The organism is Pseudomonas sp. 91RF, assembly GCF_003576265.1.
Taxonomy (GTDB): Bacteria; Pseudomonadota; Gammaproteobacteria; order Pseudomonadales; family Pseudomonadaceae; genus Aquipseudomonas; species Aquipseudomonas kribbensis.
Genome location: NZ_QWFC01000056.1, coordinates 1 through 22,198 on the forward strand (window position 1 = coordinate 1; position 22,198 = coordinate 22,198).

Annotated in this window: 18 protein-coding genes and 1 pseudogene; 10 read left to right on the plus strand and 9 right to left on the minus strand. The window is 56.0% G+C overall.

The annotated features are described in order from the left end of the window. The 5 genes and pseudogenes from DXT77_RS28675 to cydB all read left to right on the plus strand — a co-directional run. Nucleotides 1-895 (plus strand): annotated as a pseudogene (locus DXT77_RS28675) (hypothetical protein); the annotation flags it as partial. Nucleotides 896-1,160: 265 nt separating this feature from the next. After that, nucleotides 1,161-1,385, plus strand: coding sequence for a hypothetical protein (locus tag DXT77_RS28680; protein ID WP_119430061.1), 225 nt, complete (start codon nt 1,161-1,163; stop codon nt 1,383-1,385). Between the two features lie 188 nt (nt 1,386-1,573). Continuing rightward, nucleotides 1,574-2,698: a sensor histidine kinase KdpD gene (locus DXT77_RS28685; RefSeq protein ID WP_119430062.1), complete on the plus strand. Its 1,125-nt coding sequence runs from the start codon at nt 1,574-1,576 to the stop codon at nt 2,696-2,698. Nucleotides 2,699-2,873: 175 nt separating this feature from the next. Then, complete coding sequence (locus DXT77_RS28690) at nt 2,874-4,247, plus strand: cytochrome ubiquinol oxidase subunit I (protein ID WP_119430063.1); 1,374 nt, start codon at nt 2,874-2,876, stop codon at nt 4,245-4,247. Between the two features lie 15 nt (nt 4,248-4,262). Continuing rightward, the gene (cydB, locus tag DXT77_RS28695; protein WP_119430064.1) at nt 4,263-5,264 is read left to right on the plus strand and encodes a cytochrome d ubiquinol oxidase subunit II; all 1,002 of its coding nucleotides are present in this window, start codon (nt 4,263-4,265) and stop codon (nt 5,262-5,264) included. On the opposite strand, the gene DXT77_RS28700 is transcribed toward cydB, so the two are convergent. Then, a complete protein-coding gene (locus DXT77_RS28700) occupies nt 5,246-5,779 on the minus strand; it encodes a cupin (RefSeq protein ID WP_119430065.1) in 534 nt (177 codons plus the stop codon). The two genes, cydB and DXT77_RS28700, sit on opposite strands and share 19 nt — an antisense overlap. A gap of 50 nt (nt 5,780-5,829) precedes the next feature. Next, entirely contained in the window at nt 5,830-6,306 is a 477-nt protein-coding gene (locus DXT77_RS28705; protein ID WP_119430066.1) for a hemerythrin domain-containing protein, read from the minus strand. A gap of 276 nt (nt 6,307-6,582) precedes the next feature. Between DXT77_RS28705 and DXT77_RS28710 the strand changes: the two genes are divergently transcribed. From DXT77_RS28710 to DXT77_RS28725, 4 genes are all read left to right on the plus strand, one after another. Continuing rightward, the gene (locus DXT77_RS28710; RefSeq protein ID WP_119430067.1) at nt 6,583-8,370 is read left to right on the plus strand and encodes a thiamine pyrophosphate-requiring protein; all 1,788 of its coding nucleotides are present in this window, start codon (nt 6,583-6,585) and stop codon (nt 8,368-8,370) included. Nucleotides 8,371-8,390: 20 nt separating this feature from the next. Continuing rightward, the gene (locus tag DXT77_RS28715) at nt 8,391-8,822 is read left to right on the plus strand and encodes a DNA methylase (protein ID WP_119430068.1); all 432 of its coding nucleotides are present in this window, start codon (nt 8,391-8,393) and stop codon (nt 8,820-8,822) included. Further along, the gene (locus tag DXT77_RS28720) at nt 8,819-9,544 is read left to right on the plus strand and encodes a DUF72 domain-containing protein (protein ID WP_256663061.1); all 726 of its coding nucleotides are present in this window, start codon (nt 8,819-8,821) and stop codon (nt 9,542-9,544) included. The genes DXT77_RS28715 and DXT77_RS28720 overlap by 4 nt, the downstream gene beginning before the upstream one ends. Before the next feature lie 140 nt (nt 9,545-9,684). Then, nucleotides 9,685-10,824, plus strand: coding sequence for a glutathione-independent formaldehyde dehydrogenase (locus DXT77_RS28725; RefSeq protein ID WP_119430069.1), 1,140 nt, complete (start codon nt 9,685-9,687; stop codon nt 10,822-10,824). A 140-nt stretch (nt 10,825-10,964) separates the two neighbouring features. Here DXT77_RS28725 and DXT77_RS28730 read toward each other — a convergent pair whose 3' ends face one another. After that, entirely contained in the window at nt 10,965-11,522 is a 558-nt protein-coding gene (locus tag DXT77_RS28730) for a GNAT family N-acetyltransferase (RefSeq protein ID WP_372238704.1), read from the minus strand. 361 nt (nt 11,523-11,883) lie between these two features. On the opposite strand from DXT77_RS28730, the gene DXT77_RS28735 reads away from it, so the two are divergent. Then, on the plus strand, nt 11,884-12,552 hold the full coding sequence (locus DXT77_RS28735) for a hypothetical protein (RefSeq protein WP_147407029.1): 669 nt from the start codon (nt 11,884-11,886) through the stop codon (nt 12,550-12,552). A gap of 54 nt (nt 12,553-12,606) precedes the next feature. On the opposite strand, the gene umuC is transcribed toward DXT77_RS28735, so the two are convergent. From umuC to tssI, 6 genes are all read right to left on the minus strand, one after another. Further along, the gene (gene umuC / locus DXT77_RS28740; protein ID WP_119430071.1) at nt 12,607-13,884 is read right to left on the minus strand and encodes a translesion error-prone DNA polymerase V subunit UmuC; all 1,278 of its coding nucleotides are present in this window, start codon (nt 13,882-13,884) and stop codon (nt 12,607-12,609) included. Continuing rightward, on the minus strand, nt 13,877-14,302 hold the full coding sequence (locus DXT77_RS28745) for a LexA family transcriptional regulator (protein WP_119430072.1): 426 nt from the start codon (nt 14,300-14,302) through the stop codon (nt 13,877-13,879). The genes umuC and DXT77_RS28745 overlap by 8 nt, the downstream gene beginning before the upstream one ends. A gap of 620 nt (nt 14,303-14,922) precedes the next feature. Further along, a complete protein-coding gene (locus DXT77_RS28755; protein WP_119430073.1) occupies nt 14,923-15,348 on the minus strand; it encodes a hypothetical protein in 426 nt (141 codons plus the stop codon). Beyond that, nucleotides 15,345-20,198 (minus strand): RHS repeat-associated core domain-containing protein, encoded by a 4,854-nt coding sequence (locus tag DXT77_RS30490; RefSeq protein WP_119430074.1) that lies wholly within the window; start codon nt 20,196-20,198, stop codon nt 15,345-15,347. The genes DXT77_RS28755 and DXT77_RS30490 overlap by 4 nt, the downstream gene beginning before the upstream one ends. Continuing rightward, the gene (locus tag DXT77_RS28765) at nt 20,195-20,938 is read right to left on the minus strand and encodes a DUF4123 domain-containing protein (protein ID WP_119430075.1); all 744 of its coding nucleotides are present in this window, start codon (nt 20,936-20,938) and stop codon (nt 20,195-20,197) included. The genes DXT77_RS30490 and DXT77_RS28765 overlap by 4 nt, the downstream gene beginning before the upstream one ends. After that, nucleotides 20,928-22,198, minus strand: a 1,271-nt coding sequence (tssI, locus tag DXT77_RS28770) for a type VI secretion system tip protein TssI/VgrG (RefSeq protein ID WP_119430076.1), incomplete at its 5' end; no start/stop codon positions are given. The genes tssI and DXT77_RS28765, both read right to left, overlap by 11 nt.

Sequence of the window (22,198 nt, forward strand, 5' to 3'; positions counted from 1 at the left end):
CAAAAAAGGTGGGGGGGCGCCCGCCGTAATGCAGATTTTTCATGCGGGCAGCAAAGCCATCGTGGAGCAAACACCCTCTGGCGAGATTGTCAGTGCCAGCGCCGTCAGGGCTCCTGCCGGTCCGTTCAACAGCGGTATTCCAACGCCCCGCGCACTGTCTGAAGTGCAGATACTCGAAACGATTGAGGCATTCGCCAAAGCCACCCGACGAGCCATCGAGGCGGGTTTCGACGGCGTGGAGCTACATGGTGCTCATGGTTTTCTGATCCAGAACTTTTTGTCCCCGGCCTCCAACCAGCGCAACGACCAGTGGGGTGGTTCGCTGGAGAACCGCATGCGCTTCCCTCTGGCACTGGTTCAGGCGGTGCAGCAGGTGGTCCGTGAACATGCACCGCACCCGTTTCTCATCGGTTATCGAATTTCGCTTGAGGAAGCCCAGGAGGGCGGCTTGCGCATCGACGATGCGTTGGCACTGGTGGAGCGTCTGGCACAGGCGGATATCGACTACTTGCATGTGTCCCTTTACGACCTGCTCAACGCCACACCGGCCAGCCAGGAAAACGAGGCGCAGGAAATGCCTTCGGCGCTGACGATCACACGCGCCCTGGAACAGATCGGAGGTCGATTGCCCGTGATTGCGGCCGGTCAGATCACTACGCCGGCACAGGCCGAGCGTGCTCTGGCGTTGGGCTTGTCGATGGTTGCGATTGGGCGAGGGCTGGTCATCGATCCTGACTGGGTCACTCTGGCCCGTGAAGGCAAGGCCGAGCGGATCGCTCAGCAACTGGATGTGCGAGCAGTCCCAGACAGTGCGATACCCGATGGCCTGTGGCGCGCAATCAGCGCCACGCCGGGCTGGTTCGTGTTGCGCTCCGCGGAGGCATTGAGCGGCTGACTGATCGACGGGGCAGCGCCCGAACGAATTACCCGCCCTTTCAAGGAGAACCAGACGGTGACTCTCTCTCGTTCCGTGCGTGCCGCTGCGGCACTATCCCCCTTGGTACTCGCCACGCTGCTGGCCGCTTGTGGTCGCCACGGAGCGGTCAAGCTAGTGGTCAACCGAGCAGCAACCCTCCTCAGGAAACCGCTAGTCGCTCAATGGGAACGTGGAGAAAGTGCGTCCGTCAACTGGAAATACAAGCTCAAGAGGTCACCTCTAAATGTTCGCCGAGAAAAAGAAAAAAGCACTGACGGAGTGGCTGCAACTGGCAAGGAATCCCGAGCCTCAAATGTCGATTGAGGAACAGTATGACGAGCTCCTGAAGATGGCTGATGAAATGGAAGAAGCAAGGCTCGTTTCAGCCAGGGAGTGGAGACAGCTGATCCGAGACGCTGGCACCATTTTTGACTACGAGAGAGATAGATTGGAGAGCGAAATGAAGTGAACGGCCGCATTCGACCACAAGCGATCATCCAGATATTCAGCGTCCACAATCTTCCTTTTATCCGCTAGATATTGTGGCTCATCACGCTTAGACACATCCGCTCCAGTCGTATTTTTATCTATTAACCTCAGTGTCCTAGGCTTGCAGATGCGCCTTCGAGCGTGACCTTTCAGCAGCGGGAGAACGGCATGAGGCTTTCGACGTTCATTTTTTCGAACATGGAGTCGATCTTGGTTGAGTGGGAGCATTTCGCTCGGACGGTGGTCACTCCTGTGCCAATTTCGGATCAGAAAGGCCTCAGAAATCACGCTCAGCAGATACTTCATCGCGTTGCATCGGACATGCGTAAGTTTCAGACAGAGCAGGAGCAGATCGATAAATCGCAGGGCCGAGCGCCACCAGAAGATGAAGAGACACCAGCGCAAACTCATGCCGTACTGCGATTGATGGACGGCTTCACGCTTGACCAGATGGTTTCGGAATATCGTGCGCTGCGTTCAACGGTACTAAGGCTGTGGATGGCTGAAGTGTTTTCGGGTGAAAGTCATCAGCTGCAGGACATGATCCGTTTTAATGAAGCAATAGATCAGGCATTGGTTGAGTCCATTGCTTCCTATGGTCGAGCCGTCGAGACCACGCGAAAAATGGTATTGGGCGTACTTGGTCATGATTTGCGCAGCCCTCTGGGTGCCATCATGATGTCCGCGGATTTGCTTCAACAGTCCAGCGAAAACACCGATCGGCGTTCGCACTTGTCGACCCAAATTGGCGTCAGCGTGCGTCGGGCCAATCAGATTGTTGATGACCTGCTGGATCTTGCGCGATCCAACCTCGGTAATGGAATTCCGGTAAACAAGCAGCAGATTGACCTTAGTGCCGTTTGCCAATCCATCCTGGCTGAGGTTGCCGCTCGCTTCCCCGATACTGAAATAGCGCTGACTGACGCCGCCACCGTTGTAGGTCAATTCGATCCGCTGCGGATAGAACAGGCATTTTCCAACTTGGTGAACAACGCTGTTCAGCATGGTGACCGTCAGCAGCCTATTCGAGCATCATTGAAAAAATCTGCAAGAGAAGTGCATTTTACGGTGCAAAATTTTGGTGATCCCATCCCCGCAAGCGCAATGCCTTTTCTGTTCACGCCAGAAGGGCGTTACTCTTCGTTTGCCGAGAACGAAAACGGGCCGTCAGCGGGCTTGGGGCTAGGACTGTTTATCGCCGCAGAAGTCGTGAAAGGTCACGGCGGAGAAATAGGTGTCGAGTCTTCCTTAGAGCTGGGTACGATGTTCACTGTGACGCTTCCTCTTGCCTGATGCAGGCAGCACAAAGGTCATGCACGGTTTAATGCTTAATCTCACCAAGTAACCGCAGCTCTTTTTCAGGATAAGGTCGAGATATTGGAATCATCGGGCCGCTGAACAGGTCAACCGGCAAATGCATCAGCGGACGCCGTTATGCTCATTTCAGCCCATACCCTCGGCAAGTTTCATGAACGCGATTGATAGCGCCCTGATGGTCGCGCGGGCGCAGTTTGCGATCACCATCAGTTTCCATATCGTCCTGGCGGCGCTGACCATCGGTCTGGCGAGTTTCCTGATGGTGCTCGAGGCCCTGTGGTTACGCAGCGGCAGGGCTGTCTATCTGGATGTCTACCGCTACTGGCTGAAAATCTTCGCGCTCAATGTGGCGGTGGGCACGGCGTCGGGGCTGATTCTGGAGTACCAGTTCGGGCTCAACTGGTCGCGATTGTCGACGCAGGCGGGCGATATCCTCGGCCCCTTGATGTTCTACGAGGTGCTGGCGGCTTTTTTCCTCGAGGCCGGTTTTCTCGGAATCATGCTGTTCGGCTTGAACAAGGTCGGCCCGCGTCTGCATTTTTTCGCCGCCTGTGCCGTTGCGGCGGGCTCGCTGATTAGTGCGTTCTGGATTCTGTCGGCCAATTCGTGGATGCAGACACCCGCCGGTTATTCGATAGCCGCCGATGGTCGGTTCATCGCCCGGGACTGGTGGGCGATCATCTTCAATCCATCCTTTCCATACCGGTTCGTGCACATGACCCTGGCCACGCTGCTGGGTACGGCCACGCTGCTGGCCGGGGCCAGCGCCTGGCAGTTACTGCATGCACCCGAGAATCCAAGGGCCCGGCTGACCTATTCCATGGCGCTCTGGGCACTTGCAGTGCTGATCCCGGTGCAGATTGTGGTCGGTGATCTGCATGGCGAGCACAGCCTCGAGTACCAGCCGCAAAAGGTCGCCGCCATCGAAGGTACATGGACGCGTCCACCCGAGGGCGCGGGCGAGCCTTTGCGTCTGTTCGCAATCCCTGACATGGACCAGCGGCGCAATCATTGGGAGGTGGCGATCCCGCGCATTGCGTCCTTGTATTTGCGCCACGACTTGAGCAGCACGATCCCGGCGCTCGATGAATTTCCGGCGCAGGACATCCCGCCGGTGCCGGCCGTGTTTTTTGCCTTTCGGGCGATGGTCGGTCTGGGCCTGTTGATGCTGGGGCAGGGCGTTATCAGCCTGGTACTGCGTTGGCGCGGTCGCTTGTACGCGGCGGGCTGGATGCTTCGAGTCAGTGTCTGGATGGCGCCGGCGGGAATGCTGGCGATGCTCTGCGGCTGGGTGGTCACCGAAGTGGGGCGTCAGCCGTTCACCGTCTATGGTCTGCTGCGCACGACCGACAGCCTTTCGTCCGTGTCACGGGCGCATGTCGTCAGCGCCACGTGGACCATTTTGCTGTTCTATCTGGCGACATTCGGGATCGGCCTGTGGGTGCTGCTGCGCCTGTTGCGCCAGCCGCCCCGCGAGCACGAAGAAGGGCCGCAACCTGTTCTCGCTCGGGAAACCGGCAAATGATGAGGCTAGAAGCGCATGTTCGGTACTGACTGGCTGACACTACTCTGCGCGGCAGCAGTCGGGTTCTCCGTGCTGAACTATGTGCTGCTGGACGGCACGGATCTGGGCACGGGCATCTTGATGGGCGTGACTCACAGCCGTCAGCACCGCCGGGCCATGGCCGTGAGTATCCTGCCGATCTGGGACGCCAACGAAACCTGGCTGGTGCTCGGCGGCGGTGGCTTGCTCGCCATGTTCCCCAGGGCCTACGCCATTCTGCTGCCGGCACTGTACCTGCCGTTCATTCTGATGTTTCTGGCGTTGATTGTCCGGGCGATGGCGCTGGAGTTTCGCGATCATGCGCCCGATTACCGCATCAAGCGCGGGGTGGATGGTTTATTGATGCTCGGCTCGGTTGTGGCTGGCGGCTGTCAGGGGATCGTGCTGGGCACGCTGGTACAAGGTGTGCCCGAACAGAACGGCCAATACAGCGGTGGCGGTTGGGAATGGCTGGCCCTGTTCCCGTTGTTTTGCGGCGCGGTGCTGGTGATCGGCTACACATGGCTGGGCGCAGGCTGGCTGTATTGGCGATGCGAAGGCGAACTTCAAATCCGCGCGCGGCGGCAGGCAAAGTGGTTGGCCATGCTGACCGTGGTCTTGCTGATCGTTCTGGTTGTCTGGACATCGACCCTTCACGCGCACTATGCACAACGCCTGGGAAATCCTCTGGTATGGCTGCCGGCGATGGTGGTCCTGACGCTGTTGCTGGCCGGATTCCGGGCGGCCTTCGCAACACGACGCGACTATCTGCCGCTTTTCGCTACCCTGGGCATTTTCGTCCTGGCATTCACCTTGATGCTCGTCGCCCTGTTTCCGCTGATCATTCCGCCGCAATTGACCTTGCAGGTTGCTGCGTCGAGCCCGGTCAGTCAGGTGTTCATGCTGACGGGGTTCGCGGTGCTGATTCCGGTGACGCTGTTTTACAACACCTACAGTTTTCGGGTGTTCAGCGGCAAGATTCATCCCGCCGAAGATTGACTCGTCCAATGCTCGGTCAACGCTCCAGAGCGGCCCTGAACAGGGTCGGTGGCAGGGAATGGCAGTGTTTCGATCTGCTGCAGCTGAGCTTCGCTCGGCGACTCGCGGCGAATGTCCGGATGTTGGCCAGGCGGGTAGGCGCCGACCACCAGAAAATCGTCGCTGGCATTCAGGCTGCAATGACCGGTGCCTGCCGGCAACAACAGGACATCGCCCGCGCTGACCATGAGTATCCGCCCGTCCGGGCCGCCAATCATCAAGCATGCCTCGCCGCGGGCGATGCCAAGCACCTCATGGCCTTGGGTATGGTAATGGTGATAGTCAAAGACAGTGGAACGCCACTGTGGCGGCCAACCGTTGTCGGCAAAGGTTTTCTCGAATGCCGACGCTGGATCTTCACCCTGGATGGCAATGACACCGGAATACACCAACACGGGCAGACGCGGATTGTTCGGCACCCAGCCATTTCGCGGTAGCAACAAGGCGTGCACCAAATTGGTTTCATCTCGGGTCATGACTGCTCTCCCGAAAAAGGGCCTGATCGTCAATCAGGCCCTGTGGCAGGTCATGCCGCCATATGGCTGGCGGACCATTCCTTTTTACAGGCGCTTTTCATGGCTTCCATCTGCTCGCCAAGTTCATCGAGCCGGGCTTTGCCGAGCAGCTTCCTGGCTTGAGGAAACATCTCTTTTTCCTCCTCCTCGATGTGGTGTTCCAGCAGCTCCTTGACGACTTTTACCCGGCCCGCGAACTCCGGGGTGCCGGGATCGGTTTCCTTGAGGTCGGGCAATACGAGTGAATCCACGGTGCGATGTTCTTCCTTGGCCTCGTAATACATCACGTCCTGTTCCTTGCTGCCTGCTGCCTTGAAGGCCGGGTAGAGGATTTCCTCTTCAAGGCGGGTATGGATGGTGATTTCCATCTCCAGCTTGTCCAGAAGCTCTACCCGTTTTTTGGTGGCGCGTTCGGTGGAGTCGCTCAACTGGCCCAGGATGCCTTTCACTTTTTCATGGTCAGCTTTCAGAAGATCAATGGCGTTCATTTTGGCTGTCTCCGATTAAAGGATTGCGGCTGAATCATTGTTATGTGCTCAGGTGTAGTCGCATTTCGCGTGCCATTTCCATCGCGGATAAAAATGTCGTTCAAATCAGCGAGATGACGCTCGATCAACCTGTAAGCCGGATTGCACTCTGCAAGATTCACCCTTTGCCAGCCTTGCAATCAGCCCATGCGTCACATGGGCTCGACATCCACACGAACTTCGCCGTCCGCCGGACTGTCCAGTCCTTTACATGCACTGGATGAAGGCGGAAACGACATGACGATGACCGTAGGAGATTTTCTGGTCGAGCGACTGAGCGAGTGGGGCGTGACACGGATTTTTGGTTATCCGGGCGATGGCATCAATGGCGTTTTCGGTGCACTGAGCCGGGCCCGGGGCAAGATCGAATTCATTCAGGCGCGGCACGAAGAGATGGCCGCGTTCATGGCCTCGGCGCATGCCAAGTTCACCGGTGAGCTGGGGGTGTGCATCGCCACCTCGGGTCCCGGTGCCTCGCACCTGATCACGGGGCTCTACGACGCGCGCATGGATCACGTACCCGTGCTGGCCATCGCGGGGCAACAGGCGCGCGCGGCACTCGGCGGACACTATCAGCAGGAGCTCGACCTGCTGTCGATGTTCAAGGATGTGGCCGGTGCCTTCGTGCAACAGGCGTCAGCCCCGGCACAGGTTCGCCACTTGATCGACAGGGCGGTACGCACCGCAATCGGTGAGCGACGCGTGACCGCGATCATTCTGCCTAATGATTTGCAGGATATCGAATATGAACCCCCGGGACGAACCCATGGCACCGTGCATTCCGGAGTGGGTTATACAAAACCGAAAGTCGTGCCCTATGACGTGGATCTGCAACGCGCCGCCGAGGTGCTGAACGCTGGCGAGAAGGTGGCGATTCTGGTGGGCGCCGGTGCGTTGCAGGTAACCGACCAGATCATCGCCGTGGCGGAAAAACTCGGTGCCGGTGTCGCCAAGGCGCTTCTCGGTAAAGCGGTACTGCCGGACGAATTGCCGTGGGTCACGGGCAGCATCGGTTTGTTGGGCACCGAACCCAGCTACAAGCTGATGACTGAATGCGACACCTTGCTGATGATCGGCTCGGGTTTTCCATATTCTGAGTTTCTGCCAAAGGAAGGCCAGGCACGCGGGGTGCAGATCGATTTGCAACCCGACATGCTCAGCCTGCGCTACCCCATGGAAGTCAATCTGGTGGGCGACGCCGGGGATACCCTCGCCGCATTGTTGCCGTTACTCGAACACAAAACCTCACGTAAATGGCGCAAAAAGGTCGAAGGCTGGCGCGCTTCCTGGGAGAAAACCCTGGAAAAACGCGCCATGGCCAAGGCCGATCCCGTCAATCCGCAACGGGTGGTGTTCGAACTGTCACCACGCCTGCCGGAGCTTTCGATCATCACCAGCGATTCCGGCTCTTGCGCCAACTGGTATGCCCGTGATCTGAAAGTGCGGCGCGGCATGAAGTGTTCCTTGTCCGGCGGTCTGGCTTCGATGGGCGCTGCCGTGCCTTATGCGATTGCGGCCAAATTCGCGTTCCCGGAGCGTCCGGTCATCGCTCTGGTGGGGGATGGCGCGATGCAGATGAACAACATGGCTGAGCTGATCACCGTGGCCAAATATTGGCGGCAATGGGCAAGTCCCAAATGGATCTGCGCCGTCTTCAACAATGAAGACCTCAATCAGGTGACTTGGGAACAACGCGTCATGGAGGGGGATCCGAAGTTCGAAGCGTCGCAAAGCATTCCCGATGTTCCCTATCACCTGTTCGCCATTTCCATTGGTTTGAAAGGCATCTTCGTCGATCGCGAAGAGGACGTAGCCGCTGCGTGGGAGCAGGCGCTGGCTTCGGATGTTCCCGTGCTGATCGAGTTCAAGACCGACCCCAACGTTCCACCGCTTCCACCGCACATCAAGCTTGAGCAAGCGAAGAAGTTCGGCACCACGTTGCTCAAGGGGGATCCGGACGAAGCGGGGATTGTCGTGCAAACCGCCAAACAGGTGTTGGGGGCTGTGCTTCCACGCAAAAAGTGAGTTCAGTCAGGAGCAGCCTCATGCCCAAATTGATCAGTGCACAGGATCTGCAGATTGATCTTTCGACAGCCAACGAGCAGGGGCTGTTCAAGTGGCTGATCGCCAGTTTCCTGATGGGAAAACGTATCCAGGCCGGGATCGCGGCGGAGGCTTACCGCGTCATCGTTGAGCGACATGGTTGCGATACGCCACGCAAACTTGCTCATCGTTCGCACCGAGAACTGGTACGAATGCTCGGCGAAGCTCACTACGTGAGATACGACGAATCAACGGCATCGCGCCTGTTGGAACTTGCCGGAAAACTCAGCGATGAGTACGCAGGCAAGGTATTGAACATGCTGAAGGCGAATCCCGAGCGTCGCGAGTTCGAAAAACGCCTGTCTGCCTTTGATGGAGTCGGACCAAAGACTGTCGAGATCTTCATGCGCGAAGCGGGCAGGGTACTGTTTTGAGTCATCCGCGCATTTACATCGGTTGCGCGGGATGGAGCATAGGGCGTGATTTCGCTGCGCAGTTTCCTGCCCAAGGCACGCACCTGCAACGCTACGCCCTCAGGTTGACAGGCGTTGAACTCAACAGCTCTTTTTACCGCCCACATCGTAGAACGACGTACGAGCGCTGGGCGCAGTCCGTACCTCAGGATTTTCGTTTCAGTGTGAAAATACCGAAACGCATCACCCATGATTTACGCTTGGTCGGATGTGAAGCCGAACTGGAGATTTTCATGGAGCAGTGCTCCGGATTGGGCGAACGTCTACGATGTCTGCTGGTTCAACTTCCCCCGTCGCTGGTCTATGAGAAAACTGTCACAGAGCAATTTTTCAGCATACTGAGGGAGAGGTGCACCCAGCCCGTCGTATTGGAGCCACGCCACGAGTCGTGGGTGAACGCCAAGCAGTTGTTAACGATATATGAGATCACACAAGCGGCGGTGGATCCCTCGCGAATCAGCACCGACAGAACCCCCCAAGGAGCATCCGTCGTAAAGTATTGGCGCCTGCACGGCTCCCCAAGGATTTACCACAGTCCCTACGGTCCGGATTACCTGGAAACGCTTGCAACCCAACTGCAGGCGGTTCAAGCCGAAAGCCTTTGGTGCATCTTTGATAACACCGCAAGCGGTGCGGCACTCGCAGATGCGCTGGCGTTGTCAGGTCTGCTTGACGGCAAATAGTTCAGACTTTCCGAAAAAAAACTCTGCATATCACCACTCGTCACTTCAGCCTTTCAAATGTTTGAACATCTCGTTGCCTGTCTCTGACAGATAAGACTGAGCAGACGAAATTTCACTTCGTTCGCCAACGGGAGAACAACATGAAAGCCATTGTCTATAACGGCCCGCGTGACGTCAGTGTGCAAAACGTTGCCGACGCGAAAATTGAAAAGCCGACCGATGTCCTGGTTCGGATCACGACGACCAATATCTGCGGTTCAGATCTGCACATGTACGAAGGGCGGACCTCAATGGAAACCGGTCGGGTTTTCGGACACGAGAATCTGGGTGAAGTCATTGAGGTGGGTGCAGCCGTGGAGCGGGTAAAAGTGGGGGATCGAGTCTGCCTTCCCTTCAACATCGGGTGCGGCTTCTGTGAGAACTGCGAGAGGGGCCTGACCGGTTTCTGTCTCACGGCCAACCCCGGTAGTGCAGGTGCTGCCTACGGTTTTGCCGATATGGGGCCGTATCAAGGAGGGCAGGCAGAGCTGCTTCGTGTGCCTTATGCGGATTTCAACTGCCTGGTACTACCCGAAGATGCCCAGGAGCGGGAAGACGATTACGTGATGCTGTCCGACATTTTCCCCACCGGCTGGCATGCCACTGAGCTGGCTGGCCTGCTGCCGGGTGAAAGTATCGCCATTTATGGTGCCGGCCCGGTCGGTTTGATGGCTGCTCACTCAGCGATGATCAAAGGCGCGTCGCAAGTCTTTGTCGTCGACAATCACCCTGACCGGTTGAAACTCGCCGCCCAGATCGGAGCGACGCCAATCAACTCGGTGGAGAAAGAGGCTGTGGATCAGATTTTGAATCTGACCCATGGCAAAGGCACGGATCGTGGCTGTGAATGCGTTGGCTATCAGTGTTGCGACCGACATGGCCATGAAGCCAATCACCTGACCATGAACAATCTGGTTGCTTCCACCAAGGCCACCGGCGGAATCGGTGTGGTCGGCGTATTCGTACCGCAAGATCCGGGGGCTGAAAACGAACTCGCCAAGCAAGGCAAGATGGCTTTTGACTTCGGCGCGTTCTGGTTCAAGGGCCAGCAGATCAAAACCGGTCAGGCCAACGTCAAAGCCTACAACCGTCGATTGGCCGAACTCATTCACCACGGCCGCGCCAATCCCGCCCGGATTATCTCTCATCGTCTGACACTTGCCGAAGGTCCGGAGGCCTATAAACACTTTGACGACCGTGACAAAGGCTGGACAAAAGTCGTACTCAAACCAAGCGCCTGAGCTTCTTAGTAGAGTGGAGACATCCATCACGTCTCCACTGCCATAGCCCGGATCCTGGAACTGAACCGTCATCTGCACTAAATCACACTTTGGATACGCTTTAATCTCGGCCATGGCGATATCCTGGCTTGAGTCAAATGCTATCGCCAGCTATCGGCCAGAAGCGGACGGTCACTCTCAGCCGTATATTTCACATGTCTATCAGGCGGTAGAGTGCTTGGGCATGGGATGCCGTTAACCCGGCACGTTCCAGATTTCTGCGGCTCTGGGAGCTGGCCAGCGCGGTCGCGGCGACCCAATGACAGCCATGCTTTTGCTTGCTCTATTCGGTGAAAGATCAGTGCTCGGTGGTAGCCGTGGCCCCGGGCATCCTTTCGTGTCACCGCCGTTCCAAGGTAGGCAACGCCGTTGCTGGCCAGGTACATCGAAGCCCCTGCTACCACCATCCCTCCCGCTTTCAATACGTAGATTTTCAGACGTCCGTCAGGCACCAGGCCTGCAAAGGAAGCCTGATTCAGAAGACGATGCTCCGGCTTGGTATGAAAGCCACCCGCATGCACTTCTGCGAATAGAGCCAGAGTCTTCGACGTGACCTCTTCAATTTCGAACGAGTGACGACTCAAAACCACCTTTTCAATAGCACAAGCTAATTGCAAATGAGTCCAGCCCCTCAAACGCTCAAGCCGTGTTCCGCCCACAACAACGTATTGCTCCAGCGCCGAAGATTTCCCGATAAGAGGAATTACAGTCGATCGTGCCGCTGACTCATTGAGTGACGACGCCAACCGAGCAGGACATCAGTAGATACCTCATGCAGTGATAAAATGGGTAAGACAACGTCAGTACAACAGTTTCGTGCCGTTGGCGTTCGTGGAAGAGAAATTCAATTCTGCGCCTAATAGTGTTGACCAATACGTTACCGATCCTCCCGCGCTTGCTGAATCCTCCTACATTTTTTCCGTCGTGCCTTTGATAGGGTGCATCCCTACATTTGAGAATGTGCCGGTCGCCTGGCAGCTCTAATCGACACGAACAGGAAGGCTGGAAGTGAGGGATCACTTGTCAACGTTAACGGGGATGGCGTCGAGTAAAACCGAGCTTCTACGCAAGCGCCTGGATGATCTGGGCAACGTATTTGAATTTGTGACAATCGCACTTGATCGAGACACCTCGCCTGATGAGGGGACGCATCGATGCGCTTTGGCTGCGCTCTATGAGCAAATCATGTTGAGCCAACGGGAATGGCATCAGAAGGTTATCCGAGGGCTGCCTGTTGCGAACTACCCTGAACCGACGATGCGCTGGAATCTTGATGAAGCGGTAGGGGTGGTGTTGGGCCGTCTCCAGATCATCAATCTGTTGCGCACGGACACTGACGACATCCAGTTCCCAACACTGTATGACGATTTTATCCGATCGCTTTGCTTCCCAAACTTTGCCGATCGAGCCCAACTGGGACGGGCTCTCTTCGCTGAATGGATCGACACGATGGGCCTAGTGGATCAGAGCAATATCGTGGTGTTGAGTTGGGTTGATAAACCAACACAACCTTTGATGGAACGCTGCGGGGAGAGTGCTGGAGCGTCGGCATGGACAGATTTTTTTTGCGCTGACCATCGGCCTCAGCGAGCTTGGTGCCTGACGGTCTGGAATCCATCGCGTCGCACTATCTCGGCGTTGGCGGCTTGCTCAACCAGACAGAGTAGACGTCGTTCCTCATTGGACTGAGCAAAGCAAAGGCGTATACAGCGCTGTACAGGAGGTCATGAGCGCTGTTAGTTGCTAACAACAAGAAATCTTCCAGAGTTGATCAAGTCTCGTCGTATAGCTTTGGCTCATCATTTCGCGGCGCATTGCCCATGAGGGATGAGCAGGAACACTCGCCGAGCGCAATGTGCCCTGACCCCATCGCTGATTGATTTGATCAAGCACCGCCATGACCTTGGTGGCCTCTGAAGGTTGTGAGGCAGCAAACAAGTCATCTGTGTACTCGCCACGCTGACAAAGGTTCATGAGCAGAACCTCTGCCTTGCTGTAGTTGAATCCTGTTCTGAATAGGTGTTCAAGTGCACGCACCGCCGCTTTTGTCAGCAGTCTTACGTCGTCAGTCGGATATGGCAGATCAATCACCGCGCCATTGGAGTACTTGGCTTCCTCAGGATTAAACATGCCAGTACGAATACTGACTCTGATCTTTTTACAAAACGACTGCTGCGCCCTGAGTTTTTCTGCTGCTCGCTGCACGTAGGTGGCCACCGCTTCTCTGATTGGGGCCAGATCTTTGAGACGCTGACCAAACATCCGGCTGCAGCAAATCTCTTGTTTGGGCTGATTTGGCTCATCGAGCTCGAGGCAGGGTGTACCAGCCAGTTCTCGCGCTGTTTTCTCAATGACCACGCTGAAGTTTTTACGTAGTGTCCAGGCATCGGTCTTGGCCAGGTCCATTGCTGTTTTGATGCCCATGCTGTCCAGATGCGATCTCATTCGCCGACCGACTCCCCAAACCTCTGAAGCATCGGTGTTACGCAGTACCCAGTCACGCTTGTGTGGGTCGCAGATGTTAACGACGCCACCAGTCTGAGCTTGCAAGCGTTTGGCGGTGTGGTTTGCCAATTTAGCCAAGGTTTTGGTGTGGGCGATTCCCACACCGACAGGAATACCCGTGCAACGCAGTACCTGGCTACGTATCTGGCGACCGAGCGAGTCGAGATCTCCGATGCCTGAAAGATCGGCGAACGCCTCATCAATGCTGTAGACCTCAACTGCCGGCACAAGAGACTCAATGACGGACATCACTCGTTCACTCATATCACCATAGAGCGCGTAGTTGGATGAGAAGGGGACAATGCCGCGTTGGCGGAGCTTGTGCTTGATCTGGAAATACGGCTCGCCCATTTTGATCCAGGGCTTGGCGTCTGCTGAGCGAGCGATTACACAGCCATCGTTGTTCGACAGCACGACGATTGGAACCCTGGCCAAATCGGGACGGAATACTCGCTCGCAACTGGCATAGAAGCTGTTGCAATCGATGAGGGCGAACACGGGCAGGTTTTTAAACATGGCTACGTACGCTGCCGGTAATGACTCCCCAAATGGCCAAGTCATCTCCCTCGAGTACATAGCGTGGTGGGTATTTGGGGTTCTCGGACAGCAGAATGACATCCTTACCGCGCAGGCACAGGCGCTTGCAGACGGGGTCATTGTTGAGCAGAGCGACCACGATATGTCCGTGGACGGGATCCAGCGAACGATCAACTACCGCAAGATCTCCATCGAAAATGCCAGCACCCTGCATGCTCTCGCCTGTTATAGAAACGAGGTAGACATGAGGCGCTCGGATGTTCAGAACCTCATCCAGTGAGATGTGGGCCTCGATGTGGTCTGCTGCAGGGGAGGGAAACCCGGCAGGTACACTGGAGAGGCAAAGGGGCAGTTTCCGACCACCCACAGCAATAGGGCCTAGGATTGAAAAGCTCATGACGCACGACTTCCGATACTGTACGAATGTACAGTTAAAGGCTTGGGCGGCTTTGGGTCAATTTGATCGAGGAAAAATCTGACGGCCGGATATCACTAAGGACGTCAGGCGCGAGAGTGGTGTCTCGAACCTTACTCGTCGAGTCACAGGGCCGAGTCATCGCGTACAGACATAAGCAGAATTTCGTATCATTATGAAACTCACGATATACACGATCACCATTACTTTTATTTGGTGTGCTTGGAGACCGCGGCTTAGCCTAAAGGCCGCTCAGCCATACATGAATAAAAGGTCATCAATCAACTGAAGTTCCTGTTGCGTGAGTTGGATGCTACTGTAGCGTCGAAAGTCTTCGAGTACACCTCTGATTGGGACTTGCCGGGAAGTATTCTGAACGATTTCGATCAGGCGCTCATAATCGGAAACTCTTCCTCGGAGGTGCTTCTCGATTAGTTGCTTGAGTGCTAAACGATAATGGTGGTCGGTGAGCAAGTCTTTCTCAATGCGCACTAAAAAAACGAGTTATTTGGTCATCAGACACCTCTATCTGACGAACATTCTCGCCTAAATGGGTGTCTGATTTTATTAGGTCACTACAATTCACAAACAACCTGTCTGCGTTACGATAGATACCAGGTCAGGAACTCAAAAAAACCGCTCCATTTTATCTGCACTGTGCCAGCCAAGAACTCATCTCGCTTAGCCAAGCTAAAATCTAAAACCTCGCCACTATTTTTGTCGTACAAGTAGCATCCCTCGCCCTGAACATTTGTAAGACAAATTAAATTTTCTGGAAGCTCCCACACCTCCTGAATAAAATCTGTGCCGACTTCTATTTCGTTACTGGGATCGGCGATGTCGCATAGTTCCTCATCTGAAGAGCTGCTTTTGAAAAAAGTTATGGTGTAGTTTAAAAAAAACTCGGCCAGTTCACTGCTGGGGTCGATTCCTAGCGCTGCCAGCTCTTTTAAGACGGAATTTTTATCTTTCCGATGAATATCACCGGGTTGTTTCTCAATGAGTTTAACTAATTCATTAGGGATCATTTCGAAGCCTCGGCTGCTCGGTCTTTCCAGTATTGTGGAACTTCTTTCTTGAAAAGTTCCCTGTCTACAGGTTGCTCTGGGTGTTGGCTGTGCCCATAAGGATGCACCGCTTCTCGTCCTCTTCCCTTCAAAGTGGTCAGGTGAGTTTTTCGACTCAACTCAAAAAGCGGGCCCTTTCCATTTTGCCTTGAGTGGTGTAACTGAAGCTGCTGAGGAACCCCGTCCTTCATAATGTAAGGTGCCCCACCATCTTTTGCTCTATCCAAATTAGACACGCCTTTGTGTTCTAGACTCCAGTCAATGTCCTGCTGGAAGACTTTATATTCATTACCTGTACCTTTTCCGCTTGCTTTCCATGTGGTTTCAGTCTTGAAAAACTTAGGATTTTTACCATGTTCAGGTCCCGGAGCCTTCGGTGCACCCTCATCAACCTTAGCGGCAGTTTCAGGGGGCTTTAACAGGGACTCTTGCCCATCTACTTCGGGAGGAGGGCAGTTGTTTAGCCCCAATGGATCCACCCACCCCGTGGGGTTAGGCACGTACTGGTAGTTATTCAACCCACCCGCAAGCTTAATCGGATCCGGCGTCAAGAACCGTCCAGTCCCCGGATTGTAGTAGCGATGGCGGTTGTAGTGTAGGCCTGTCTCCGCATCGAAATACTGACCCTGGAATCGCAACGGGTTGTCGATTTCACTGACGTCGAGCGCAGCGAGGTTGCCGTAGGCGCGGTACTTCGCGGACCACATGATCTCGCCACTGTAGTCGGTGAGTTCCTGCGGCGTGCCCAGATGATCGAGCTGGTAATAGAACGGGGTCGCCTTGCGCGGGCCTTCGCCGTCGAGCATGGCCAGCGGGCGGAAGCTGCCGGGTTCGTAGATGTAGGTGCGATAACGATTGTCCGCGCTTTCAGCGATCAGGCGTTCGCCTTGCCACAAGAATTCGGTGGTGTGGCCATCGACGGTTTTCTCGATGCGGCGACCGAAAGCATCGTATTTGTAGGACGCGGTGCTGCCGCCTGGCAGGCTGGCGCCAATCAAGCGGTGCTGACAGTCGTAGCGGTATTCGGTGACGAGTTTCTGTCCGGTGCCACGGCGTTCGCGGATCAGGTTGCCATAAGCGTCGTAATCGTAATGGCGGTCGCCTTGCATCATCAGGCGGTTGCCTTTGACGTTGGCGAGGTTGGCGGTGCCTTCGTTGTTCTGGCCGAGCAGGTTACCGGCCGGGTCGTGGGCGAAGGTTTCCGGTGTCGCGCCACGTACGCTGGTCAAGCGGTCCAGCGGGTCGTAGTGGAAGCTGCGGTTGCCCTTGCGGCTGTCGTCGATGCCGGCGAGGTTACCGTTGGCGTCGTAGTTGTAGCGACGCTGGAACAGGTTTTTCTCGCGTTGGCTGACGCTGTGCGCTTGCAGGCGGCCTTGTTCGTCGTACTGATATTGGCTGAGCAAAAGGCCCTGCTGGCGCTGCTGTTCGCGACCGGCGCTGAACTGGTGGCTGGTCAGGCGTGAGCCGTTGAGGTCGATACTGCTCAGACGTCCGCCGGACAAATGGCGGTAGTCGAGTGTGCTGCCGTCGGGGAGGCGGCAGTGACTCAGTTGTCCGACGCTGTCGTATTCGTAGCGCGTGGTGCCCCAGCCCTGATGCTCGGTGATCAGGCGATCCTGCACGTCATATTCGTAGGCAAGCGGCCAGTGGCCGTCGTCGACATTCACCAGACGGCCCAGAGCGTCGTAGCTGTAGTGAATCTCTTCGCCATCGGCGAGGGTTTTCACCAGCAGTCGTCCGGCAGCGTCACGCTGATACTCGGTAACCAGTTCACTGCCGTCATCGCCGAATTCGGTTTTCTTCAGCAGCTGGCCGTTGAGGTCATATTCGTACGAGGTACGACGGCCGTCGAAACCGGTTTCCTGCTGGATCAGGCCGTTCGAGTAGTAGTCGAGTTTGTAATGCTCGCCGCGTTCGTTTTCGATTTCAGTGAGCAGCAGGCCCGCGTTGTCGTAGCGATAGCGTAACTGGCTGCCATCCGGGTTGATGCGGCGGCTGACCAGATGCAGGTTGTCGGCGTATTCGTAGCGGGTAATACGACCTAGCTCGTCACGTTCGGCGGTGACGCGGCCATAAGCGTTGTAAGCATAAGCACGGCTCGTCCCGCCCGGTAGGGTGACCTGGGTTAGACGGTTGGCGGCGTCCCACTGGTACTGAGTAATCGCACCGAATTCGTCCTGTCGGGTGATCTGTCGACCTAGCGCATCATAGCGGTACTTACGTTGGCCTCCGTCGGGCAGACGCTCTTCCAGCAATTGACCGAGATTGTTCCAGCCCAGTTGATGACGGCTGCCATCGGGGTGACGAATTTCCAGCAGGCGGCCATGGCGGTCGTAGCTGTAGTGGGTTTCGTTACCCTCAGGGTCGATTTGCTGGGTGATGTCGCCTTGACGGTTACGGATGTACTGCCAACGGGCTTTACCACATTGAACGTCAACGAGCTGGCCATTGAAGTAGTTGTACCGTGTAGGCTCGTCTTCTTGAGGAATTACCGCAATTAGGCGGCCGGCTTTACTGTACTGGTACTCAGTGACTGCGCCCAACGGATCCTTGACAGCAACCAGTCTTCCTTCTTTGTCATAGGCTTTCTGTGTTTCACCACCGTCCGCTGCGGTTTCGCTGACCAGGCGTGCATTTTCGTCATGCACATAGATCTGTTCGCTACCATCGGGGTTGTATACGGTGACCGACCCATTATCGTCCCACTCGTATCGTGTTTCTCGTGACGAGTAGTTCGTCCAATGACGGATACAACGCGAGTGCTTACCTTCGTACTCCCATTCCCAAAAGAAACTGGCGCCACCCGCTAGTCGACGCTCAAGAATGACGTGCTGGTCGTTATAACGGTAGTGCTCGCTTTCGCCGGCGGCATTGGTCGAGGAGGCCAATTGGTTCTGCGCGTTGTAGCGGTAGCTGACGAGTGTCTGAAGGGTCACCCAGGGATCCTGGCGTTCACCACGCTCGTTGTATTCAGAACGCTGTTGCTGGTAATCGACTGCGACGATGTGCTTGTCGTCGTAACGCAGAAACAGTGAGCGACCAGCCCCGTTATCGATGCGCTGAATACGATCAACGAGGTCGTAGCTGATATGCAACCGGTTGTCGTAGGTGTCGCTGATAGCTGTCAGGCGCCCGGCACGGAAGTGGTAGAAGCGTACTGTTGATCCAGCTTGACTGAGGATCAGCTCTCCAGGCGCATCGCCCAGGAAAATTGCCGCCTGAGCCAGACTGTTGGTAATGGCCGGACGTTGTTCGGTTGGTATCGGGAAGCGCGTTTTGCGATTTTCATTGTCAATCCACAGCACGCCCTCATCATCGAGCTGTAAGCTGTGGGAGAGCGAATGACTCCACCCATGACCCAGACGACTGTCTATTTCAACTGCACTGCTGCGATATAGACGCGTCCATTCCAAGGGCAGCAGTCCATCCAGCGTACCATCGGTAAGCGTCAGCAATTCTTCTCCGGTTACCATAGACACCGGATCACCGTTCTTGCACGTTGCTGCTACACAGTCGCTGGGTTTGTCTGCTGGGTTCTTCGGTTGTTGCGGAGCGTTCTGAACCGGCTCTATTTGCTGCAGCTGGGTTTCGTTCTGAGTTTTGCTCCGCGCGTGAACCTGGGAGTCTGGTTCAACCTTGGCACCTGCCGCCGGCGTAGGATGTTTTGGGGGAACGACCGATTGTGCCGGCGTGTGAGGGGAGATTTCCGCCGCTGCTTTTTTGCTGGCGTTCGTTACTCCTGCACCAGAAAACCTCACCGGGGCGGCTGCTTCAGCGTGTGGCTTGAAGCGAATTCGACTGATCTCAATCAGCTTGGCCGTGACCTTCTCCACCAATTCGAAAGCTTTTCGAGCCTGCAAAGTAGACTTGACCGCTTTTGCACTAGCACGTAATGCAATGCCAAGACCGGCGGTGAAGATAATCCCAAGGATGATGTAAACGATTTCAGTCTTGAGTCTTGCGACAACCTCAGCGCGCGTTTGTGGTGGCAGCATAGTGACCCAAGACCAAACTGCATAAACATAAACCCACAGAAGTGGTTCATCGCATGCAATCAAGAATGCGGTTCGAAGTGACTCTTTCGATGAATTATAGATTTTTTTGATTTGCTCTTCGGTGAAATATTCCTTGAGCTTATTATAATTTTCTAGAGGGTGCGCAACCAGCTCGTAGAGCGATTTTATATCGCCCCATATACTCATCAAGAAACTCCAGAACCCATCCCAGTCAGCTTGTAGTTTTTGAAAAAGCTTCTCGGACAAGGATGCTTCGTTGTGTTTTTGCCAGAGCGGCAGGCACGTTGTGCTCCATTCACTTTCAAGCCATTTGGTCAAATCACCCATGACGTCATCATAGGATTTGAACAGACGTTCAAGGTCAGCAGATGTAGGATTGGGGAAGAAGGTCACCCTATATCGCTGATGAGGCGTCAGGCCAGAAATGACCTCGATCCCGGTAGGGCCGATTTTCTTCATTAGGGCGGCCCCCATCGGTTTGTTTTCTTTATCGACGGGTACTAGCTCAATTGGAGTGTTTCCAATCGGTACGAATCGTGCGGATTCGAAACTATGGATAAGTGTAAGCTTTCCGTTTTCAGGGCATGTAGCATAGTTTATAGCTTTTTTCTTGCTATCCTTAGGCGCTGCCTTTGATACTTCGTCGCCGACCTTGAACTGTTGCTCCACATCAAGGCCACGCAAATACGTGGCGTAAGAGCGATATTCCGAGAGGCAGTTCTTAAACTCGGAAATTATCTTTTTTTCGTCCGGTTGTTTCTCAGTGAGATAAATAAAAGTTTCGCCCAGGCTCATACATCTACCTCACTTTCCAGATGGGCCTTCAGCAGGCCGGTAAAATTTTCTTCCGTGAGTGGCGTGCGTTTTACGAAGCGCGCCACTTTCTTTTGCAGGTTCGATTCCGGGAACGAGAAATACAGGTCGGCATGCTCTTCCTGCAGCCACTGCATCATGTTGCCGATCACGGTCGACGGGTTTTCGGCCATCAAGCTGTCCAGCAAATCTTTCGGCACCTCCCACCACGGCCAATCCTTCACCTTCGGCACCACCCTCGGTCCGACTTCCAGGCTGCGGCCATTGATCAGATACCGCTCAAACACCGGCAGCACCTCCCCGGCGCTCTCACCCAACCCTTCAAGAATCGGATAGATATGCCGCCCATCCCAGAATCGGAAAAACACTTCGGTCCCGTCCGGCATCTTCACCTGGGTCAGGCTGCGCAGGTGTTCGAAAACTTCGTTGGGTTCCGAGCGGGAGACGGCCAGCCAGCCCCAGTCGAGGGCGTCGGTTTCGGTGATCCAGGGCAGGAAGGCCGAGTTGGCCTTGAGTTCGGCGACGTAAGGCATCACCGGTTGCCAGGTGGAGTAGGGCGTTCCGCCCCAGACGGGAATGGCCTGGACGGACGGTTCGTTCTGATACAGGGTCTTCAGCGCGTCGGCATCGCTGGCGGCGCTGATGACCAGATACAGGCGTTCGTCTTTCTGCAGCGGCTGTTGTGCCAGCCAATCCTTGGGTGTCAGTCGATTAGATGGCACAGGCACCTGCCTTACACTTCTCACACTCTTCACAGAACGGCGCATTACGCTTGAGCGTGTTGATCTGCGCCGGCGTCAGCACGGCACCCGCCTTGTCGGCATCCGCCTGTTTCAGCACACCCGGCATCAACGGCGCCGCCCCCGTGCCGCTCCCCGGTCCACCCCCCGAGTTGATGTTGATCGCCGGCCCGCTCATGGTCACGCCGCCGCCATCGATCTTGATGAAGCTGCCACCGCCGACCAGCGTCAGCTCAGCCCCAGCCTCCAGCACCACTTTCATCCCGCTGCTCAGGTGAATTTCCTGTCCGGCGTCGATGAATTGCCCGGTGCCGATCTTGATGTGCTGGTTCACGCCCACGGTCAGGTGGTCGTTGGCGCGGGCTTCGACTTTGCGGTCTTCGTAGACGGTGTGGTGTTCTTCGGCCTTGAATTCCGTGTAGCTGTTCTTTTCCACGACGTCGTGGCGTTCGTTGCCGACGCGGATTTTCTGGTCGTGTTCGATGTTCTCGTCCCAGTCGCGCTGGGCGTGGAGGAAGATCTGTTCCTGGCCTTTCTTGTCTTCGATCCGCAGTTCGTTGAAGCCACCGCCACCCATCGAACTCAGGGTCTTGAAGGTGGTGCGCGTCTTGTTCGCCGGCAGCGCGTAGGGGACGGTGTTTTCCTTGTGGTACAGGCAGCCGCTGATCAGCGGTTGGTCGGGGTCGCCTTCGAGGAAGGTCACCAGCACTTCCATGCCGATGCGCGGGATGGCGATGCCGCCGTACTGGGCGCCGGCCCAGGCGCTGGAGACGCGCAGCCAGCAACTGGTCTTGTCGTCGGCCAGGCCGTCGCGGTCCCAGTGGAACTGGACTTTGACGCGGCCGTATTCGTCGCAGTGGATTTCCTGGCCTTGCGGCCCGGTGACCACGGCGCTCTGGCTACCGAGGATGCGCGGTTTCGGGTGGCGCAGGGGCGGGCGGTTCGGCACGTCCCACGGGGTGGCCTGGAAGCGGTTGCGGTAGCCCTGATGGAAGTCGTCTTTCAGCGCGGTGGTGTCGCTGGTCACCGACTCTTCCAGCACTTGCGGCTGTTTGCCTTCGTGCAGGACTTCGGTCAGCAGCCACAGGTCGTTCCAATTGGCTTTCGGGTGTTCCTTCAGCGCGAGGAAATGGCCGCTGACCAGCAATGGCTGGTCGCTCTTGCCTTCGGCGAGCTGGAAGTCGCTGCGATGGCGTTCGAGGGCGCGTTTGGCCAGGTGCTTGCCACGCTCGCGGTCGACGA